Here is a 19,547-nt window from a genome sequence, read left to right as displayed (position 1 = left end):
GGATCGCCCGGTCAAGCCGGGCGATGACACCTTCTCTGTGGCGAGACGCGAGTCCTAAGCCGCCACCACCGCAGGGATCGGCAGCGCGGTCACCGACTTGATCTTCTCCATCGCGAAGCGCGAGGTGACGTTCTTCAGCGGCACCGCGCTGATCAGCTTCTTGTAGAACACGTCATAGGCCTGCATGTCCGCGACCACGACGCGCAGCATGTAGTCGACGTCGCCGGCCATGCGGTAGAACTCCATCACCTCGGGCATGGCGCTCACGGCCTCGGCGAACTTCTTCAGCCAGGCGTCGGAATGATCGGAGCTCTCGACCGAGACGAACACGGAGATGCCGAGCCCGATCTTGTTCTGGTCGACCAGGGCCACCCGCTTCAGGATCACGCCGTCGGCCTCCAGGCGCTGGATGCGCTTCCAGCAGGGGGTTGAGGACAGCCCGACGCGGTCGCCGATTTCGGCAACGGAAAGGGAGGCGTCTTCCTGGAGCACCATCAGAATCTTGCGGTCGATGGCGTCAAGGCGGCGGCTGGTCTCGGGGATCTGGACAGCAAGGTCAGTCATTTGAAGAACTTTGTTCCATTATGAGGGCTACTTTCCGTCATATATAGAAAATTCTTCTATCGCAAGCCTATATTCTCGGCGGGTGATCCCGCTTGGCCTCTGGCCGCTTCTGCAAAAACTCTTCAACTTCAATGCGTTGTGGGGCAGCCAGACCGCCGCCGTGGCGGGTGCATTTCAGTGCTGCGGCGGCCGCGGCGAATCGCAGCGCCTCGCGCAAATCGCTGCCTTCGGCCAGGCGAAGCGCGAAGGCGCCGTGGAAGACGTCGCCGGCGCCGAGCGTATCGACGGCCTCGACCGCGAAAGCCGGTGTCTCCGTCAGCTCGCCTGTCTCGTTCAGCCAGATCGTGCCGCGCGGGCCGCGGGTGGCGGCCAGGAACGCCGGTGTCAGCCTGGCCAGGCGCTTCAATGCCTCGCCATCGTCGGCGACGCCCGCCGTCTCCTGCACCTGTTCGCTGGCGAACAGCAGATGCGACGCCGTCGTGAGCAGGCCCTCGGTCGGCGGCATCGCGCGGTCGACGCCGACGATGATCGGAATGCCGAGCCGGCGTGCCTCAGTGCAGAGCTCGGTGCAGAACGCGGCACAGCGGCTTTCGACAAGCACCGCCTGGCAGCCGGCCAGCAATATGTCGGCTTCCGGCAGCTTCACGTTCCACAGCGCGGGATCGCGATAGATGGCGAGGGTGCGTTCGCCGGTTGCGTCGACCATGATCGCCGAGACTGGGGTCATGAGTCCGGGCATGCGCACGATATGCGCGGTCTCGATCCCCTCTGCGGCCATCTGGTCGAGAATGAAGCCGCTCGACGTCTCGCCGGCGTCGCCCATCGGACCGGCGAACGCGACGCGGCCGCCAAGTCGGGCGATTGCGATCGCGGCGTTGAGTGCGTTGCCGCCGCAGATCTCTGCCAGATGGCTGGCGTTTGCCTTGCTGCCGGGGTCGGGCACGGCATCGACCCGAAAGGTGAGATCGCGCACGGGAATGCCGATGCAGAGGATGCGCGGCGCGATCCCGGATGCAGTCATCGGCGGTCTCAGCTCAAGCGCCGTTCTTGTCGTGCACCCAGCGGCCGAGCAGATGATGGGCGATGGCGAAGGGATGCGGGCCGGCGAGACCGTCGGCATGGGTCCGCGTCAGCATCAGGGCCGCCTCCTCGCGCGTGAACCAGCGTGCATCCTCGAGCTCCGAGTGATCGACGACGATGTCCTCGTTGAGCGCCCGCGCACTGCAGCCGATCATAAGCGATGACGGATAGGGCCATGGCTGCGTCATGTAATACTGCACGTCGGTGCAGCGAATGCCGGACTCTTCGAGAATCTCGCGGCGCACCGCGTCCTCGATGGTCTCGGCGGCCTCGACGAAGCCCGCGAGGCATGAATACATGCCCGGCGGGAACTGCTTCTGGCGGCCGAGCAGGCATTTTTCTCCGGAAGCCACCAGCATGATCACGACCGGATCGGTACGCGGAAAGTGCTCGGCCTTGCAAGCAGGGCAGTCGCGCTTCCAGCCGCCTTCCTTCATCGCGCTGCGGGTGCCGCAATTGGCGCAATAGCCGTGGCGCTGGTGCCAGCTCACCATCGACTTCGCCATCGCAATCGCCGAGAGCTCGTCGGGGCGCACGGCGCCCTGCATTGCCATGCCGCGCAGTTCGGTGAGGCTGTAGTCTTCGCGACCGACAAGCTTCTCGGCGGCGGCTTGCGACAGGCCCATGCCGAACATTGCGGCGCCATCCCGCAAGCCCAGGAAGATCGTGCCGGGATTGGCGCCGCATTTCAGCGCTTCGTCGATCGAAAGCAGCGCACGGACTTTCTCGCCCTCGCGCCTCACCAGCAGCGAGTCGCGGTGGACGACATAGGCGCGCGATGACGGTTTCTGTTCTAGCGCGAACAGCTTTTCGTCATCGCGGCGCAGATGCGCGGCGCGATCGAGGATGTTGGTGACGAACGCCGGCTGCCCCAGCGGAAACGAGTCGAATGCTGACATTTCTTGTTCTTTCAACCCAACCAGATCTTGCGGCGAAGCGCGCTGATGAAATTCTGCACCTCGGTGGCATCATGCGGTAATGGCTGCATCACGCCCCAGACCGGTCGCGGCCAGGCGGCATCACCGGTGCGGCGCGCGATGATGTGGACGTGAAGCTGCGGCACCAAGTTGCCGAGCGCCGCGATATTGAGCTTGTCGCATTTGGTGATCTCCTTCAGCGCGCGCGAGACCCGCGAGATCTCGGTCATCAGCTGCGCCTGCTGCACCTCGTCGAGATCGATGATCTCCACCGTGTCGGCGCGCCGCGGCACCAGCAGCAGCCAGGGGTAATTCGCATCCTTGATGACCAGCACCTTCGACAGCGGCAGGTCGCCGATGTCGATGGTGTCCTCTTTCAGGCGGGAGTGCAGCGACCAGGCAGGATCGGACATGAAGGTTTCCGGATGGGCCCGATGGGATCGGGCATGGCGGGGCGGAACCCCTGAATATTTGTCCCGACCATACGATACGGTGTCCGATAGGGGAAGGATGGCGCTGCGCGGCAACTGCATACTCGATCGTCGTCCTGGACAAGCGTAGCGAAGCGGAGCGCTGATCCAGGACCCATAACCACAGGATGTGGGAAGAGGCACGCTGACAGCTCCAGCGTGCCTCACACTGACATTTGGGGTAATATGGGTCTTGGCTTTCGCCAGGACGACAATGAGGCTTTACGCCTCCGCCAGCACGCGCGCATTGGCGCGGACAGAGGCTTCGCTGACGCGGATGCCGAGGCCGGGGCCATCGGGCACCACGACATGGCCGGCGCGGTTGGTGACGCGCTCTTCCAGCACGTCCTCGGTCAGCACGTGATGCGGCATATAGAATTCGCAGCCGAGCGAGATGCCGGGTGTTGCTGCGATCAGCTGCGTGCCGGCGGCCAGCCCAATGCCGCCCTCCCACAGCGTGCCGCCATAGCCGGGCAGGCCGGCGACATCGGCGATCGCCATGATCGCCTGCGCCTCGAACAGGCCGCCGGCCTTCATCAGCTTGATCGAGACCGCATCGGCGGCCTCGCGGCGCACCACCTCCATCATGTCACGGCGGTCGAAGCAGCTTTCGTCGGCGAGCACGGGTGTTTCGAGCGCCGCAGTGAGCTGCGCCATCACGTCGAGATATTTGCGCGGCACCGGCTGCTCGATGAAGGTCGGCGCAAACTGCTCGACGTCGCGCAATAATTTGATGGCACCGAACGGCGCCAACGCCTGATTGTAGTCGACGCGCAGATCGACCTTGTCGCCGAATTCCTTCCGGATCGTCTCGAGATGATCGAGATCCTCGCGATGCGGCTTCACGCCGGTCTTGACCTTGTAGATGGCATTGCCGTCCGGAACCATCTTGCGCATGCGCTCGAGATCAGCGGCGAAGTCGGGATCGGCGATCGAGAAGGAGAGGGGGATGGTGTCGCGGACGCGGCCTCCGAGGAGGTCGGCCACCGAAAGCCCGGACGACTTGCCGACGATGTCGAGCAGCGCCATCTCGATCGCGACCTTGGCCCCGGCATGTCCGACCAGCGCGCGGTCGAGCTCGGCCATCAGCGCGCGGATGCGGCGGACGGGCTTGCCGAGCACGACCGGCCGCAGATAGATATCGAGCGCGGAGAACGCCGCTTCCGGCGTTCCCGTGAACACCTCCCACGGCGCGGCTTCACCCCAGCCAATCACGCCGTCGCTTGCGGTGAGCTCGATCAGCACGCGCTTCACGGTGCCCTTGACGTTGCCGACGCCCTGGAGGCGCGCCATCTTGATCGGGCTCTCGATCAAAAACAGCCTGATGCGTTCGATGGTCGCTTCGCTCATGTCAGGCCTCCATTGACGTGCCAGACCTGGCCGGTGACGTAGGACGCCTTTGGCGATGCCAGGAAGGCGATGATCTCGGCCACTTCCTCCGGCCGTCCGCGACGATGCATCGGGATCAGCGCCTCCGTTGCGGCGATCTGCTCTGGAGACAGCCGGCTCTCGCTGGGTCTGTCCTTGACGATGAGTCCAGGCGCGACCGCATTCACGGTGATGCCGTCTTTGGCAAGCTCGATCGCGGTCAGCCGCACCAGCGCTTCCAGCGCGGCGCGGCTCGCCGCCGTCGCGGCGAATGGCGCGAACTCGGGCCGGATCGCATGCGCCACGAATGACGACACCGCCACGATCCGTGCATCTTGTCCGGCACGCAGCAATGGAAGCGCGGCGTCGACCAGCCGCGTGAAGGCCAGCGCCGATTCATCCATCGCGCGGCGGAACTCGTCCGCCGGCGTGCCGATCGCACTGCCGCGGCGGGCATGGCCGCCAACCAGGATCAATCCGTCGAGCCGGCCGAAGGCCTGTTGTGCGGCAGCGACGGCATCGGTGACCGCGGCCTCCTCGGCAAGGTCGCCGAGGCATTTTGCGACGATTGCGCCTTGCGCTTCGGCTTCTGCCGCGGTGGCATCGAGACCGGCTGCGTTGGAGCGCGTGTGCAGCAGCAGCGCGGTGCCGGAGGCCGCGAGCAATTTTGCGGTGGCGCGGCCGATTCCGCTGGCGGCGCCGGTGACGAGATAGACACGATCGATGTTTGGCATCACGGTGCTGCGTTGGCCGGCGGCAATGCGCCGGTGCGGTGGAAATGGCTGAGGAACGCGCGCGTCGCGGCTTCCTGCGGATTGTCGATCACCTGCCGCGCCGGACCTTCCTCGACGACGATGCCGTCGCGCATGAAGATGAGGCGGTCGGCGACCTCGCGGGCGAAGGCGATTTCGTGGGTTACGATCACCATGGTCATGCCCTCGGATGCGAGCCGCTGCATGACGGCGAGGACCTCGCCGACCAGTTCGGGATCGAGCGCAGAGGTCGCTTCATCAAACAGCATCACGTCCGGCTCCATCGCCAGCGCCCGCGCAATCGCGACGCGCTGCTTCTGTCCGCCGGACAACGTCGCCGGGTATTGGTCAGCTTTCTCTGCCAGGCCCACCTTCGCAAGTTGCGCGCGCGCGAGCGTCTCGGCGTCGGCCCTGGCCATGCGCCGCACGGTGATCGGTCCCTCCATCACGTTCTGGAGCGCCGTCATGTGCGGGAACAGGTTGAAATGCTGGAACACCATGCCAGTGGTGGCGCGGAATTTCGCCAGCGTCTTGACGTTCGGCAGCTTCGTACCCGCACCGAACGCGAAGCGCGTGTCACCGACGCGGACGCTGCCGCCGTCGGGCGTCACCAGCAGATTGATGCAGCGGAGCAGCGTCGATTTGCCCGAGCCCGACGGGCCGATCAGCGCCACCACGCCGCCCTTGGCGACGTCGAGGCTGATGGTCTTCAGGACCTCGTTGCTGCCAAAACTTTTGCGCAAGCCGCGGATCTCGATCTTCGAGGTGTTCTTGGAAGTGTTGTTGGAGGCCTCGCTCATTCGCCGACCGCCATTCGCTTCTCGCCGCGCCGGACGAGGATGGTCAGGGGAATCAGGATCGCCGCATAGGCGACCGCCACTGCGGTGTAAGTTTCCAGCGGCCGGTAGCTGTCATGGGCCGCGACCTGGCTCTGGTAGACCAGATCGGGCACCGCCAGCACCGAGACCAGCGAGGTGTTCTTGAACTGGATGATCGACTGGTTCATCAGCGCCGGGATCATGCGCTTGATCGCCTGCGGCAGCACGATGCGCCGCATGGCCTGGCCCGGCGTCATGCCGAGCGCGGCGCCGGCTTCGGACTGGCCGCTGTCGATCGAGACGATGCCGCCGCGGATGATCTCCGAATAAAACGAGCCGCCATAGAGCGAGAGCGCCAGCGCCGAGGCCGTGATCGGCGTCATTTCGACCCCGGCCAGGATCGGCAGCGCGTAATAGAACCAGATCAGCTGCACCAGGATCGGCGTGCAGCGGAACGCCTCGATGAAGGTGAGCGCGATCAGACGCACCGCTCGGAAGCGCGACAGGGTGCCGAACGCGCCGAACAGGCCGAACACCAGTCCAAGCACCACGATGACCACGGTGAAGCCGACGGTGACGCCAAGCCCGTTGAGAAAGAGCCAGCGATAGCTCCAGAGGATGCCGAAGTCCCACTGATACATGCGTGCTTAACTCAGTCGGCAGAAAGCTGGGAACAGACGCGCGGCGTTCTCGCTGCACCTCTCCCGCTTGCGGGAGAGGTCGGCGCGAAGCGCCGGGTGAGGGCTTTCTCCACTCGGGGAGTCTCCCTGGCGGAGGCACCCTCACCCCAACCCTCTCCCGCAAGCGGGAGAGGGAGCGCACCGCGCCTTGGGGACCGAGCTCGACCCAAACTCATCACACCTTACAGCGACACGCCCGGCGGAATGTCCGCCTCGGTCACGCCCACCAGCTCCATGTTGGTGATGATGGCGTTACGGATGAAGCCGAGGCCCTTGTTGAAGTCGATCCAGGTGTTGACGTAGTCGCGCCAGGTCTTGTCGGTCTCGCGGCGGAAGCCGGCGTTCGACGTGGTGGCGAAGATCGGGGTGGGCAGCACGAATTGGCCGAGCGAGGGGTTCTTCTTCAGCACCGTCAGCGACAGCATGGTGATCAGGCACTGCGCGTCGACGCGGCCAGTCTGGAGTGCAGCGGTGGCGTCGTCGGCGCTCTTCAGCCGGGTGATCTGCGCCTTCGGCGTCAGGCGGCTGACAACCTGGTCGTGCGAGGAGCCCTGGTCGACGGCGATCTTGACGTCGGGCGAGTTCAGCTCGGCCCAGCTTTTTGGCTTGAAATCCTTCTTGCAGAGAATGCCGAAGGCGTTGTTGAAGACCGGCACCGAGAAATCGATCACCAGCGCGCGCTTCGGGGTCGGGTTGAGGCCGAAGAAGATGTCGATCTTGTTGGACTGCAGATCGAGCACCGAATTGCCCCAGGTGGTCTCGGTGATGTCGAGCTCGGCCTCCATGTCGTCGGCCAGCGCCTTGGCGATATCGACGTAAAAGCCCTTCCACTGGCCGCTGGCGAGATCCTTCATGTAATAGGGCGCGCCCCCGCCGACCGCACCGATCCGCATCTTCTTGGTCCTTCGGATGCGGGCAAAGGTCGATTCGTTCGGATCGGCGGCCTGGGCCACGGCCGGGGACGCCAGCGCGCCCGCGGTCGCCGCGCCAATGGCGCCAAGTCCGACAATCGATGCAACATCACGACGTGTAACCATTGGGATCAATCGCTTTTCTGGTTGGCTGAGTTCCGGCAGCGTTCATACCAAGGTGGCTCCAACAGCGAAAGCACAGCCTATCGGCTGGGCAAACCGGAAAATGCCCGGATGCTGGGCAAGCCGGAGCCGAGCCAGCGGGCTCGAGCCGATCCCCGCTTGCTTTCCGGCCCTTTTGGCCCCAAATAGGGGCCGGGAGATTGGCGGTGGACGAGCCACTCGCCAACCGGGTCAGGTCCGGAAGGAAGCAGCCCTAACGAGGTCCGGATCGGGTCGCTCGTCAGTCTCCTACCTGTTTTTTCGAGCGAATTGCGCCGGCGGCAAAAGCCGCCAGCGCGCTCCTTTCCGCAAACGCCGGCCGAAAGACATTTCATTGCGGATCGACCGATGACCGACGCTGGCGCCCCTCCCAATTCCGATAGCGCAAGCCAAGCTGGCTTTGCGCTTGGCGCGCAAGCCGGCACGCCGTACCGGGTCCTGGCCCGCAAATACCGCCCCTCCAGCTTCGACGATCTGATCGGCCAGGAGGCCGTGGTCCGCACCGTCTCCAACGCGTTCGAAACCGGGCGCATCCCGCAGGCCTGGATCCTCACCGGCGTTCGCGGCGTCGGCAAGACCACCACCGCGCGCATCCTGGCCCGTGCACTCAACTACGAGATGCCGGACGGCTCGGTGAGGGGGCCGACAGTCCAGATGCCGACGCTTGGTGTGCACTGCCAGGCGATCATGGAAAGCCGGCACATGGACGTGCTGGAGATGGACGCGGCCTCGCATACCGGCGTCGACGACGTCCGCCAGATCAATGACAGCGTGCGTTATGCGCCGGCCAGCGCCCGCTACAAGGTCTACATCATCGACGAAGTCCACATGCTGTCGACGGCGGCGTTCAACGCCTTCCTGAAGACGCTGGAGGAACCGCCGGAGCACGCCAAGTTCGTGTTCGCCACGACCGAGATTCGCAAGGTTCCGGTCACGGTGCTGTCGCGCTGCCAGCGTTTTGACCTGCGCCGCGTCGAGGCCGACGTGCTGATGAAGCACCTCGCCAGCATCGCCGCGAAAGAGAACGTCGAGATCGAGCCCGAGGCGCTCGGCATCATCGCGCGCGCGGCGGAAGGTTCCGTGCGCGACTCGCTGTCGCTGCTCGACCAGGCCATTGCGCATGCGGCGGGCACCGTTAAGGCCGATGCCGTGCGGCAGATGCTGGGGCTCGCCGACCGCACCCGCGTCATCGATCTGTTCGATTCGCTGGCGCGCGGCGACATTGCGGCTGCCTTCAAGGAGTTCCGCGACCAGTACGACGTCGGCGCCGATCCCATCGTCGTGCTCTCGGATCTTGCTGAATTCGTCAACTTCGTCACCCGCGTCAAGATCGTGCCGGCGACCGCCGACAACGTTGCCTATGGCGAGACCGAACGGCTGCGCGCGCGCGACTTTGCGTCGAAAATCTCGATGCGCGTGCTGTCGCGGATGTGGCAAATGCTGCTCAAGGGCATCACCGAGGTGCAGGCTGCGACGCGTCCGGCCGCGGCCGCCGAGATGGTGCTGGTGCGCATCGCCTATGTCGCCGACCTGCCGACGCCGGACGAAGCGATCCGGATGCTGGAGCAAAACGGCGGCGGCTCGCCGGTTGCGAACGGTGGCAGCGCTGCGCGCAGCGCGCCGGCAGCACCAATTGCTTCGGCAGCGCCGGTGCGCGCGCCGACCTCGTCGCCGTCATCGTTCGGCGGCGGTGCCCGGCCGCAGATGGCGGCGCCCGCGCCGGATCCGCAAGGCGCCGCGCCCGTGCTGCGCGTCACGAGCTTCACCCAGCTCGTCGCGCTGGCGGGGCAGAAGCGCGACCTAATGACCAAGGGCGCGCTCGAAAGCGACATGCGGCTGGTTCGTTTCGAGGAGGGCCGGCTGGAAGTCGCGCTCGAGCCCCAAGCCTCCAAGACCATGATCTCGGACCTGGCGCGCAAGTTCGAGCTCTGGACCGGCCGGCGCTGGACCGTGATCGTTTCCAACGAGCAGGGTCAGCCGACGCTGCGCTCGGTGAACCAGGCCGCCAAGCAGGCGCATGCGCGTAACGCCGAAGCCGACCCGCGCATCCAGGAGGTGCTGTCGCGCTTCCCCGGAGCCAAGGTCGTCGAGGTCCGCAGGCTTGCCCCGGAGGTGCCGGAAACCGATATAAATGCCGACTATGGCAGTGACGATCCGCCCGACGGTTCCGACGGCGACGATCTCTGACCCTTTCTTTCCAAGGACACGCACCGATGGCTGATTTTCTCGGCATGATGAAGCAGGCGGCGCAGCTGCAATCCAAGATGCAGGCGATGCAGGACGAGCTCGGCAATGTCGAGGTCGAGGGCATCTCCGGCGGCGGCCTGGTCGCCGTGCGCATGACTGCGAAGATGGACGTGAAGGGCGTTAAGATCGATCCCTCGCTGATGAAGCCGGAAGAGCGTGAAGTGCTCGAGGATCTGCTGGTCACCGCGCTCGGCGACGCCCGCCGCAAGGCTGAAGCCGCGATGCAGGAAAAGATGCAGTCGCTCACCGGCGGGCTCGGCCTGCCGCCGGGGTTGTTCGGCCAATAATATGGGCGCGGTCGCAGGTCCCGAGATTGAGCGGCTGGTTCAGCTCCTCGCACGGCTGCCGGGCCTCGGTCCGCGCTCGGCGCGGCGCGCGGCATTGCATCTGATCAAGAAGCGCGAGGCGCTGATGATTCCGCTATCGGGCGCCTTGCAGGTTGCGCTCGAGAAGGTCCAAGTCTGCAAGACCTGCGGCAACATCGATACTCAAAATCCCTGCACGGTCTGCCTCGATCCGCGGCGCGATCCCTCGATCATCGTCGTCGTCGCCGACGTCGCCGATCTCTGGGCGCTGGAGCGGGCCAACGCGACGCAGGGCCGCTATCATGTGCTGGGGGCGACATTGTCGCCGCTCGACGGCGTCGGCCCGCAGGATCTCACCATCGATGCGCTGGTCGCGCGCGCGCATGATGCGCAGGTGCAAGAAATCATCCTGGCGCTGAATGCGACGGTCGACGGCCAGACCACGGCGCATTACATCACCGACCTGCTTCAGGACGCCAACGTAAAAGTAACGCGCCTCGCCCATGGTGTGCCGGTCGGCGGCGAGCTTGATTATCTCGATGAAGGTACGCTATCGGCCGCGATGCGGCAGCGGACCCTGTTCTAGCCCTCCTACAGACTCACGGAACGGACGACATGACGAAACGATTCGCCACTCGATTGGCTTTGGTTGCAACGATGATGATGCTGGTGACCCCGGCCATCTCCGCGCAGCAGGGCGATGACGCGGCTCCGCCGCCGCCAAAGCCCGGCAAGCCGATCAACACCGGCGACGTGCTCTCGGGCGAGCTGAACGCGATGAAAGTGCGCGACGTCAAGAACGGCGGCAAGAAGGTTGCGACCTACCAGATCACCTCCGAGCCGCGCCGGCTGCCGCCGCCGAACGGTCTGTGCAATCTCGAAACCGGCCCCGAGACCTTCCAGCTCGTACCCAATGGCGACGCGCAGGCCGCGCAGTTGAAGACGTTCACCGGCAAGGAGATCTCGGTCAAGGTCGACGAAGTCGCCTGCGCCAGCGACCCCGGCCAGATGAGTGAGGCCGTGATCACGAAGTGGAGCATCATCAAGAAGCAGTAGGGGGACGCGCATCCGCAGCTTGCAACGCTCTCCGTCGTCATTGCGAGGAGCCCTTGCGACGAAGCAATCCAGACTGTTTCCGCGGCGGCAGTCTGGATTGCTTCGCTTTGCTCGCAAATGACGTGGTGAGACGTCGGCCTAAACCCTTACCGGCCCCAGCGCCTCGAAGTGTCCGCGCTTCTGCAGCCAACTGAGCAGCATCAGGCTCGGGATCGCCACCAGCACGCAGATCACGAAGAACAGCGGCCAGCCGGTCGCCTTGGCGACATAGCCTGCCACCGACGACAGATAGGTGCGTCCCACGGCCGCGAGCGCGGTGAGCAGCGCGTATTGTGTCGCCGTATGCAGCGGGTTCTGGCACAGCGCGGAGAGATAGGCGACGAAGATCACGGTGCCGATGGCGCTGGTGAAGTTCTCAGCTGTGATGGCGAAGGCGAGCGCCCATTGGCTGGTGCCGATGAAGGCCAGCCAGGAGAAGGAGAGATTGGCAAGCGCCTGCACCACGCCGCCGATCCAAAGGCTGGCCGAAAGCGAATAGCGCCGCGCGACGAAGCCGCCGGCGAAGCCGCCGATCAGCGTGGCGGCCAAGCCAACGCCCTTCACGATCGCCGCATAGTCGTTGCGGGAGAAGCCGAGGTCGATCACGAACGGCGCCGTCATGGTGCCGGAGAACGCGTCTGTGAACTTGAACAGCACGACGAAGGCCAGCGCCGCGAGCGCATCCTTGCGCGAGAGGAATTCCGAAAAGGCGCCGATCGCGGCGTGCAGCACGCGTGCGAACGCCGTCTCGGCTTTCGTCACCGCCTCGGCCCGGGCCGATTGCTCGGGCTCGGTCGCGGCCAGCGCTGTGATTGTCCCGATCAGCACCATGGCCGCCATCACCACATAGCCCCACATCCAGGACGATGTGCGCGGAATGCCGGTGCCCTCGAAGCCGGAGACGATGAACAGCGCGCCCGCGGTCGACACCAGCATGCCGATGCGATAGGCCGCGACATAGGACGCCATGCCGGCGGCCTGCTCGCTCTCGGGCAGGCTCTCGACGCGGAAGGCGTCGACCACGATGTCCTGCGTCGACGACGCCGTCGCGACCAGCAGTGCGCCGAGCGCGACATAGAACGGCGAGCGCGCCGGATCGGTCAGCGCCAGCAGCAGGATCGCGACGATCAGCAGCAGTTGCGAAAACACCAGCCAGCCGCGGCGGCGGCCGAACGCGCGGGTGAACAGCGGCACATGCAGCGCATCCACCAGCGGCGCCCACAGGAATTTCAGCGTGTAGGGCGTGCCGACCAGTGCAAACAGTCCGATAGTGCCGAGATCGACGCCGGATTCCCGCATCCACACCAGCAGCGTCGACCCCGACAGCGCCAGCGGCAGCCCGGACGAGAAGCCGAGAAACAGCACGATCAGCACCCGCGGCTGCAGGTAAACGGCAAGGCTGTCCCGCCAGGAGACGGTTGGGGTGTCAGTGCCGGCGGGGGAGGTCGCGTCGGGTGCGGTCATGGGGCGGTGTTAGCAGATTCTGGCGCAAAAGACTCTCGCCGCTGTCCGTGGGGCAGAAGCCGGTGCTCCTCCCTCAGTGTCATCGTCCGCGAAGGCGGACGATCCAGTAATCACCGGCATCTCGGTTCAATCACAGCCGCCGCGGCGTACTGGATGCCCCGCCTTCGCGGGGCATGACAGCGTCATGGCGGCCCGGCTATTTCGTGATAGAGATCATCCCAATTGGGATTTTGCTGTTCGATCAACCGCACCTTCCAAGCGCGATTCCACTTCTTCAATCGCTTCTCCCGCTTGATCGCGTTCTCGGGGTCATCGAACTGCTCGAAATAGACAAGCCGAGCGACGTCGTATTTTTCTGTGAAGCTCTCAATCAGCTTCGATTTGTGTTCCGCTATCCGGCGGATGAGATCATTGGTCACGCCGATATAGAGCGTGCCGCCTATTTTGCTGGCGAGGATATAGACGTAGTAGATGCGCTCTCCCATCCGCCACCTTTCCGGTGTCATCGTCCGCGAAGGCGGACGATCCAGTACTCACCAGCGTCTCGTTCAGTTACACCTGCCGCGGCGTACTGGATGCCCCGCCTTCGCGGGGCATGACATCACATCAAATCACTCCCCCGCCTGGAGCTTTCTCGGGAACAACTCGGCCGCGCCGGTTGCCACCAGATGCGGAGCCTCCGGCGCGTCGGTCTTGCTGAAATCGAGTTCCTCGATTCGACCGGCGCGCTTCTCGATCTTGTCGGCGGAGATCAGGACCTGGCGGACGTCCTCGTTGGCGTCGGCAAAATGCTTCTGCAATTTCAGCACGCGGTCGCGCAGGCGGCCGAGGTCGTCGCCGAGCCTGATCACCTCGGTGCGGATCTGGTCGGCGGCGTCGCGCATGCGCGCGTCCTTCATGATCTGCTGCATTACCTGAATCGCGAGCATCAAGAGCGAGGGCGACACCAGCACCACGCGGGCGCGATAGGCCTTCTGGATCACGTCGTCGAAGCCGTCGTGGATCTCGGCGTAGACGGATTCCGACGGCACGAACATCAGCGCCATTTCCTGGGTCTCGCCGGCGACCAGATATTTTTCGGCGATGTCGCTGACATGCTTCGTCACGTCGCCGCGCAGCCGCTGCGTGGCGATGCGCCGCTCCTCGTCGGTGCGGGCGTCGTGCAGCGCGGTCATCGCCTCCAGCGGAAATTTTGCGTCGATGCAGAGCGGTCGCTGGTCGGGCAGGAACACGACGCAGTCCGGCCGCTTGCCCGTGGACAGCGTGAACTGGAATTCGTAGGCGCCCTTCGGCAAGCCGTCCTGGACAATCGCCTCCATCCGCGCCTGGCCGAAGGCGCCGCGCGACTGCTTGTTGGCGAGCACGTCGCGCAAGGTCGTGACCTGGGTGGTAAGGTCGGTGAGGTTCTTGTGCGCGCTGTCGATGATGCCGAGCCGCTCGTGCAGCGCGCGCAGGCTCTCCATGGTGTTGCGGGTCGAATGTTCCATGGACTGACCGACGCGGTGGGTCACCGAATCCAGCCGCTCGTTGACCGCGCGCGCCATGTCGGCCTGGCGGCCGGCCAGCGCCTGGGTCATGGCATCGACCCGGCCCGAGGCTTCGCTCTGGGCGTGCAGCATCTGGCTGACGCGCTCCTCGAGCTCGTCGGCGCGGATGGCGTTGGCCATCGCGAGTTCCGCACCACGCCGCGAGGAGCGGGCGATCACGATAGCGATGACCACGAGCAGGATGAGGACCAGCGCGCCGAAGCCGAGCAGCGCGTCGATGGTGCGCACCGGCCAGTCGCCGAGCATGAAGATGATTTCATTCATGGCCGCCTTTTAGCCGATTCGGCGGTATCCGCGAACGAATAGCGAACATTTATGGTTAATAGCCCCCTAATTTTTATGGTTAACGAAGCCTCAAGTTTTATGGTTAGCGGACCGTTAACGGAGTTCCTCGCCGCATTGACCGCATCGGGCGCGCGGCTTAAATCGCGGCCATGGCCCTCAGAGAAATCATCATCCTGCCCGACAGGCAGCTGCGTCTGGTCTCCAAGCCGATCGAGAAGGTCACGCCGGAGATCCGTAAGCTTGCCGACGACATGCTCGAGACCATGTACGACGCGCCCGGCATTGGGCTCGCGGCGATCCAGGTCGCGCAGCCGCTGCGGCTCATCACCATGGACCTCGCCAAGCGCGACGAGAACGGCGAAACCAAGCCGGAGCCGCGCGTCTTCATCAATCCCGAAATTCTCGCCTCGTCCGAGGAACTGTCGGTCTACGAGGAAGGCTGCCTGTCGATCCCCGAATATTACGAGGAGGTCGAACGTCCCGCCAAGGTGCGCGTGCGCTTCACCGATCTCGACGGCAAGGTGCACGAGGAGGACGCCGAAGGCATCTACGCCACCTGCATCCAGCACGAGATCGATCATCTCAACGGCGTGCTGTTCGTCGACTATCTGTCAAAGCTCAAACGCGACCGCGTGCTCAAGAAGTTCGAGAAAGCCGCCAAGCGCGCGGAGTGAGTAGTAAGCGACCGATGCTGCCGCGCGCTCCGCTCTGCTCCCTCCCCCCTTGTGGGGGAGGGCAGGGGAGGGGGGTAGCCCAGCAAAAGGTACTCGCCGTTTTGCGAGCGCCAGCAACAAGGCACTCGCGCTCAAGCCGAGAGAGCGCGCCGTGTGGCACCCCCTCCCTAGCCCTCCCCCACAAGGGGGGAGGGAACGTATCGAGTTCTTGTCATGCCCCTTCGCCTCATCTTCATGGGCACGCCCGATTTTTCCGTGCCGACGCTGCTCGAGCTGGTCGCGCATGGCCACGAGATCGTGGCGGTCTACACCCGCGCGCCAAAGCCGGGCGGGCGGCGCGGTCTGCAATTGCAGCCGACGCCGGTTGAAGAGGCCGCGCGAAGACTCGGCGTGCCCGTGCTGATGCCGAAGACGTTGAAGACACAGGAAGCCCTCGACGCGTTCCGCGCCTTCGATGCCGATGCCGCGGTTGTCGTCGCCTACGGCATGATCCTGCCGCAGGCGATCCTCGATGCGCCGAAGCTCGGCTGCTACAATCTGCATGCCTCGCTGTTGCCGCGCTGGCGCGGCGCTGCGCCGATCAACCGCGCGATCATGGCCGGCGACGCCGAGAGCGGCGTCATGGTGATGAAGATGGATGTCGGGCTCGATACCGGCGACGTCGCCATGGCCGAGCGCATCGCGATCACCGACGACATGACCGCGATCGATCTGCACGACCGCCTCTCCCGGCTCGGCGCCGATTTGATGGTGCGCGCCATGGCGGCGCTCGACCGCGGCGCCCTTCAGCTCAAAAAGCAGAGCGAGGAAGGCGTCACCTATGCCGCCAAGATCGACAAGACCGAGGCGCGGATCGACTGGACCAGGCCCGCGCGCGACGTCCTGCGCCACATCCACGGCCTGTCGCCGTTTCCCGGCGCCTGGAGCGAGCTCGCGGATGTCAGCGAAAATGCGCGCGTGAAAATCCTGCGCTGCGAGCTGGCGACAGGCTCCGGCGCTCCGGGCGCAGTGCTCGACGATCAGCTCACCATCGCCTGCGGCGAGGGCGCGATCCGCATTCTCGAGCTCCAGCGCGAAGGCAAGGCGCGCATGCAGGCGACCGACTTCCTGCGCGGTGTGCCGCTGAAGCCGCCGATGCGGCTGGCCTGATGCCCCGCTACAAGCTCACCATCGAATATGACGGCGCGCCGTTCTTCGGCTGGCAGGTGCAGGAAGCGCTGCCGTCGGTGCAGGGCGCGCTCGAAGCTGCGGTGAAGGCGATGACCGGCGCGGATGCGCGGGTGCATGGCGCCGGCCGCACCGACGCCGGGGTGCATGCCCTCGGCCAGGTCGCGCATGTCGACATCGAGAAGCAGTTTCCGCCGGGCCGGTTTCGCGACGGGCTCAACGCGCATTTGCGCCCCGCTCCGATCGGGGTGCTCGAGGCCGAGATCGTGCCCGACGCCTTCGAGGCGCGCTTCTCGGCGGTCAAGCGCCACTACCGCTATCGCATCGTCAACACCCGCGCCAATCTCGCCCTCGACATCGGCCACGCCTGGCGCGTGCCGCGCCGGCTCGACACTGAGGCGATGCATGCGGCCGCGCAGCGCCTGCTCGGCAAGCACGATTTCACCACGTTTCGCGACACCGAGTGCCAGGCCAAATCGCCGGAGAAGACGCTCGACCAGCTCGACGTGTTGCGCGACGGCCGCGAGGTGACGATCCTCACTTCGGCGCGCTCGTTCCTGCACAGTCAGGTGCGGTCGATGGTCGGCTCGCTGGTCTGGGTCGGCGAAGGGCGCTGGACCGCGGACGATCTCACCGCAGCCCTGCAAGCCCGCAACCGCGCCGCCTGCGGCATCGTCGCCCCGCCGGACGGACTGTATCTGGTGAAGGTGGATTATTAGAGCGTGATTCCGCCGCTGGCGTCATGGCCGGGCTTGTCCCGGCCATCCATGACCTTCCGTGCCGGGGCACTGAAGAACGTGGAGGCCCGGGCATGACGGCGGAGGGTTTGGCGAAGGCCGCGGTTAAGCAAAATACCTCTGCAATATCCCGCGGTACACCTGCGTCAGCTTCTCTAGATCCTTGACCGGCACGCGCTCGTCGATCTGGTGCATGGTCTGGCCGACGAGACCGAACTCGATCACCGGGCAATAGCTCGAGATGAAGCGCGCATCCGAGGTGCCGCCTGAGGTCGACAGCTCCGGCTTGCGGCCCGTCACCTCCTCGATCGCGGCGACCGCAAGCTCAGTGAACGGGCCGGGCTTGGTGACGAACACGTTGGAGTTCGACGGCTCCCAGACGATGCGGGCGCGGATGCGGTTGCCGCAGGCCTTTGTCAGTCGCGTCTCGACCAGCTCGCGCAGGCTCGCCTGGGTGTGGTTGTCGTTGTAGCGGATGTTGAACTTTGCGCGGGCCTGGCCGGGGATGACGTTGTAGGCGGTGTTGCCGACGTCGACCGAGGTGAATTCGAGATTGGAGGCCTGGAACGCCGCGCTGCCGTGGTCGAGCGGCTCGTCACTGATTGCCACGATCAGCCGCGAAATATCCGGCACCGGATTGGCGGCGCGGTGCGGATAGGCGACATGGCCCTGCACGCCGTCGACATAAAGCGTGCCGGATTGCGAGCCGCGGCGGCCGACCTTGATGGTGTCGCCGAGCGTCTCGACATTGGAGGGCTCGCCCAGCACGCAATGGTCGAACTTCTCGCCGCGCTCGGCGGCCCACTTCAACAGCTTGATGGTGCCGTTGATGGAGACGTCTTCCTCGTCGCCGGTGATCAGGAACGAAATCGAGCCCGTTTGGCCGTCGCTGCGCGGCTTGCCATCGTTGGCCGCGAGATGCTCGATCACCGCGGCGACCGAGCAGGCGATGCCGCCCTTCATGTCGACCGCGCCGCGGCCGTGCAGAAAACCGTCCCGGACCTCGCCGGAGAACGCGCCGACACTCCAGGCGCTCTCGTCGCCGGGCGGCACCACGTCGGTGTGGCCGGCAAAGGTGATGTGCGGCCCCTCAGTGCCGATCCGCGCATAGAGATTGTCGACGTCGGCAGTGCCGGGCTCCGAGAACGTCACGCGGTGGCAAATGAAGCCGGCTGCAGTGAGGGCCCTTTCGAGCACACCCAGCGCACCAGCGTCGGCCGGGGTTACCGAGGGGCAGCGGATGAGATCGCGGGCAATGGACAGAGCATCGGTCATGCGCGCCCAATCAATCCCGCAACAATTCGTTGATGCTGGTCTTCGACCGCGTCCGCTCATCGACGCGCTTGACGATGACGGCGCAGGCCGTGCTCGGGCCCATCTGGCCGTTCTTCATCGGCTTGCCGGGCAGCGCGCCGGGCACCACAACCGAATATTCCGGTACTTCGCCGATGAAGATCTCGCCGGTCTCGCGGTCGACGATCTTGGTCGAGGCGCCCAAAAATACGCCCATCGACAGCACCGCGCCCTTGCGCACGATCACGCCTTCGGCGACCTCGGAGCGTGCGCCGATGAAGCAATCGTCCTCGATGATCACGGGCTCGGCCTGCAGCGGCTCGAGCACACCGCCGATGCCGACGCCGCCGGAGATGTGCACGCGCTTGCCGATCTGCGCGCAGGAGCCGACGGTGGACCAGGTGTCGATCATGGTGCTCTCATCGACATAGGCGCCGAGATTGACGAAGGACGGCATCAGCACGACGTTGCGGGCGATGAAGGCCGAGCGGCGCACGATGGCGCCGGGCACCGCGCGAAAGCCGGCGTCGCGAAACCGGTTCTCGCCCCAGCCGTCGAACTTCGAGGGGACCTTGTCCCACCAGGTCGCCTTGCCGGGACCGCCGGGAATGGCGCCCATGTCGTTGAGGCGGAACGACAGCAGCACGGCCTTCTTCAGCCATTGATTGACCTTCCACTTGCCGTCGCCGCCGCGCTCGGCAACGCGCGCCTCGCCCTTGTCCAGACTCTCCAGCGCCTGATCCACGGCCTCCCGCACCTCGCCCTTGGTCGAGGTCGAGATGCCGTCGCGCGCGTCGAAGGCGCCGTTGATGGTGGATTCGAGGGCTTGGAGCGACATCGGGATTTCCTCTCGGGAGGGCAGGATTTGTGACGGATTGGAGCGCTTTTTCGGGATTTGGCGGGGTGGAGTCAAGCTTGGTTCGCTGTCATCACCCGCGAAAGCGGGTGATCCAGTACGCCGCGGCGGTCATGATGAATCGAGACAGCAGCCGCGTAGATCCTATGGGTGGC

21 protein-coding genes and 1 other RNA gene are annotated in these 19,547 nt (G+C 65.3%); 8 read left to right on the top strand and 14 right to left on the bottom strand.

Going from position 1 to position 19,547, the window contains the following annotated elements:
* Nucleotides 1-54 precede the first annotated feature (54 nt).
* The 9 genes from FXV83_RS26560 to FXV83_RS26520 form a co-directional block, all read right to left on the bottom strand.
* Entirely contained in the window at nucleotides 55-564 is a 510-nt protein-coding gene (locus FXV83_RS26560) for an Lrp/AsnC family transcriptional regulator (protein ID WP_011090847.1), read from the bottom strand.
* Between the two features lie 67 nt (nucleotides 565-631).
* Complete coding sequence (locus tag FXV83_RS26555; protein WP_148742542.1) at nucleotides 632-1,585, bottom strand: sugar kinase; 954 nt, start codon at nucleotides 1,583-1,585, stop codon at nucleotides 632-634.
* 13 nt (nucleotides 1,586-1,598) lie between these two features.
* Entirely contained in the window at nucleotides 1,599-2,543 is a 945-nt protein-coding gene (nudC, locus tag FXV83_RS26550) for an NAD(+) diphosphatase (protein ID WP_148742541.1), read from the bottom strand.
* 11 nt (nucleotides 2,544-2,554) lie between these two features.
* Nucleotides 2,555-2,974, bottom strand: a complete 420-nt coding sequence (locus tag FXV83_RS26545) for an HIT family protein (RefSeq protein ID WP_148742540.1) — start codon at nucleotides 2,972-2,974, stop codon at nucleotides 2,555-2,557.
* 279 nt (nucleotides 2,975-3,253) lie between these two features.
* Nucleotides 3,254-4,381 (bottom strand): muconate cycloisomerase family protein, encoded by a 1,128-nt coding sequence (locus tag FXV83_RS26540; protein ID WP_148742539.1) that lies wholly within the window; start codon nucleotides 4,379-4,381, stop codon nucleotides 3,254-3,256.
* Nucleotides 4,378-5,133 (bottom strand): SDR family NAD(P)-dependent oxidoreductase, encoded by a 756-nt coding sequence (locus FXV83_RS26535; protein ID WP_148742538.1) that lies wholly within the window; start codon nucleotides 5,131-5,133, stop codon nucleotides 4,378-4,380. The genes FXV83_RS26540 and FXV83_RS26535 overlap by 4 nt, the downstream gene beginning before the upstream one ends.
* Nucleotides 5,133-5,951, bottom strand: coding sequence for an amino acid ABC transporter ATP-binding protein (locus FXV83_RS26530; RefSeq protein WP_148742537.1), 819 nt, complete (start codon nucleotides 5,949-5,951; stop codon nucleotides 5,133-5,135). Before FXV83_RS26530 ends, FXV83_RS26535 begins: the two co-directional genes overlap by 1 nt.
* Entirely contained in the window at nucleotides 5,948-6,610 is a 663-nt protein-coding gene (locus tag FXV83_RS26525) for an amino acid ABC transporter permease (protein ID WP_148742536.1), read from the bottom strand. Before FXV83_RS26525 ends, FXV83_RS26530 begins: the two co-directional genes overlap by 4 nt.
* A gap of 221 nt (nucleotides 6,611-6,831) precedes the next feature.
* The gene (locus tag FXV83_RS26520) at nucleotides 6,832-7,686 is read right to left on the bottom strand and encodes a transporter substrate-binding domain-containing protein (protein WP_148742535.1); all 855 of its coding nucleotides are present in this window, start codon (nucleotides 7,684-7,686) and stop codon (nucleotides 6,832-6,834) included.
* Nucleotides 7,687-7,878: 192 nt separating this feature from the next.
* Between FXV83_RS26520 and ffs the strand changes: the two genes are divergently transcribed.
* The 5 genes from ffs to FXV83_RS26495 all read left to right on the top strand — a co-directional run bounded on the left by ffs (nucleotide 7,879) and on the right by FXV83_RS26495 (nucleotide 11,330).
* Nucleotides 7,879-7,975: signal recognition particle sRNA small type (gene ffs, locus FXV83_RS26515), an RNA gene on the top strand.
* Between the two features lie 95 nt (nucleotides 7,976-8,070).
* Nucleotides 8,071-9,909 (top strand): DNA polymerase III subunit gamma/tau, encoded by a 1,839-nt coding sequence (locus FXV83_RS26510; RefSeq protein ID WP_148742534.1) that lies wholly within the window; start codon nucleotides 8,071-8,073, stop codon nucleotides 9,907-9,909.
* Between the two features lie 26 nt (nucleotides 9,910-9,935).
* Entirely contained in the window at nucleotides 9,936-10,256 is a 321-nt protein-coding gene (locus FXV83_RS26505; protein ID WP_148742533.1) for a YbaB/EbfC family nucleoid-associated protein, read from the top strand.
* Between the two features lies 1 nt (nucleotide 10,257).
* A complete protein-coding gene (recR, locus tag FXV83_RS26500) occupies nucleotides 10,258-10,860 on the top strand; it encodes a recombination mediator RecR (protein ID WP_148742532.1) in 603 nt (200 codons plus the stop codon).
* A gap of 29 nt (nucleotides 10,861-10,889) precedes the next feature.
* On the top strand, nucleotides 10,890-11,330 hold the full coding sequence (locus FXV83_RS26495; protein WP_148742531.1) for a hypothetical protein: 441 nt from the start codon (nucleotides 10,890-10,892) through the stop codon (nucleotides 11,328-11,330).
* Nucleotides 11,331-11,468: 138 nt separating this feature from the next.
* Here the strand turns inward: FXV83_RS26495 and FXV83_RS26490 are convergent, their stop codons facing one another.
* The 3 genes from FXV83_RS26490 to FXV83_RS26480 form a co-directional block, all read right to left on the bottom strand.
* Complete coding sequence (locus FXV83_RS26490) at nucleotides 11,469-12,833, bottom strand: AmpG family muropeptide MFS transporter (RefSeq protein WP_148742530.1); 1,365 nt, start codon at nucleotides 12,831-12,833, stop codon at nucleotides 11,469-11,471.
* 182 nt (nucleotides 12,834-13,015) lie between these two features.
* Entirely contained in the window at nucleotides 13,016-13,318 is a 303-nt protein-coding gene (locus FXV83_RS26485) for a GIY-YIG nuclease family protein (protein WP_148742529.1), read from the bottom strand.
* A 126-nt stretch (nucleotides 13,319-13,444) separates the two neighbouring features.
* A complete protein-coding gene (locus tag FXV83_RS26480) occupies nucleotides 13,445-14,644 on the bottom strand; it encodes a DNA recombination protein RmuC (RefSeq protein ID WP_148742528.1) in 1,200 nt (399 codons plus the stop codon).
* Nucleotides 14,645-14,814: 170 nt separating this feature from the next.
* Between FXV83_RS26480 and def the strand changes: the two genes are divergently transcribed.
* From def to truA, 3 genes are all read left to right on the top strand, one after another.
* Entirely contained in the window at nucleotides 14,815-15,339 is a 525-nt protein-coding gene (def, locus tag FXV83_RS26475; RefSeq protein ID WP_148742527.1) for a peptide deformylase, read from the top strand.
* A gap of 213 nt (nucleotides 15,340-15,552) precedes the next feature.
* A complete protein-coding gene (gene fmt / locus FXV83_RS26470; RefSeq protein ID WP_148742526.1) occupies nucleotides 15,553-16,488 on the top strand; it encodes a methionyl-tRNA formyltransferase in 936 nt (311 codons plus the stop codon).
* The gene (truA, locus tag FXV83_RS26465) at nucleotides 16,488-17,225 is read left to right on the top strand and encodes a tRNA pseudouridine(38-40) synthase TruA (protein ID WP_148742525.1); all 738 of its coding nucleotides are present in this window, start codon (nucleotides 16,488-16,490) and stop codon (nucleotides 17,223-17,225) included. The genes fmt and truA overlap by 1 nt, the downstream gene beginning before the upstream one ends.
* A 123-nt stretch (nucleotides 17,226-17,348) precedes the next feature.
* Here the strand turns inward: truA and dapE are convergent, their stop codons facing one another.
* Nucleotides 17,349-18,518, bottom strand: a complete 1,170-nt coding sequence (dapE, locus tag FXV83_RS26460) for a succinyl-diaminopimelate desuccinylase (RefSeq protein ID WP_148742524.1) — start codon at nucleotides 18,516-18,518, stop codon at nucleotides 17,349-17,351.
* A gap of 10 nt (nucleotides 18,519-18,528) precedes the next feature.
* Complete coding sequence (gene dapD / locus FXV83_RS26455; protein WP_148742523.1) at nucleotides 18,529-19,374, bottom strand: 2,3,4,5-tetrahydropyridine-2,6-dicarboxylate N-succinyltransferase; 846 nt, start codon at nucleotides 19,372-19,374, stop codon at nucleotides 18,529-18,531.
* Nucleotides 19,375-19,547: the final 173 nt, after the last annotated feature.

Origin of the sequence: Bradyrhizobium hipponense (assembly GCF_008123965.1) — a bacterium.
In the GTDB taxonomy this organism is placed as follows: domain Bacteria; phylum Pseudomonadota; class Alphaproteobacteria; order Rhizobiales; family Xanthobacteraceae; genus Bradyrhizobium; species Bradyrhizobium hipponense.
This window is presented reverse-complemented; position numbering and strand designations above follow the sequence as displayed.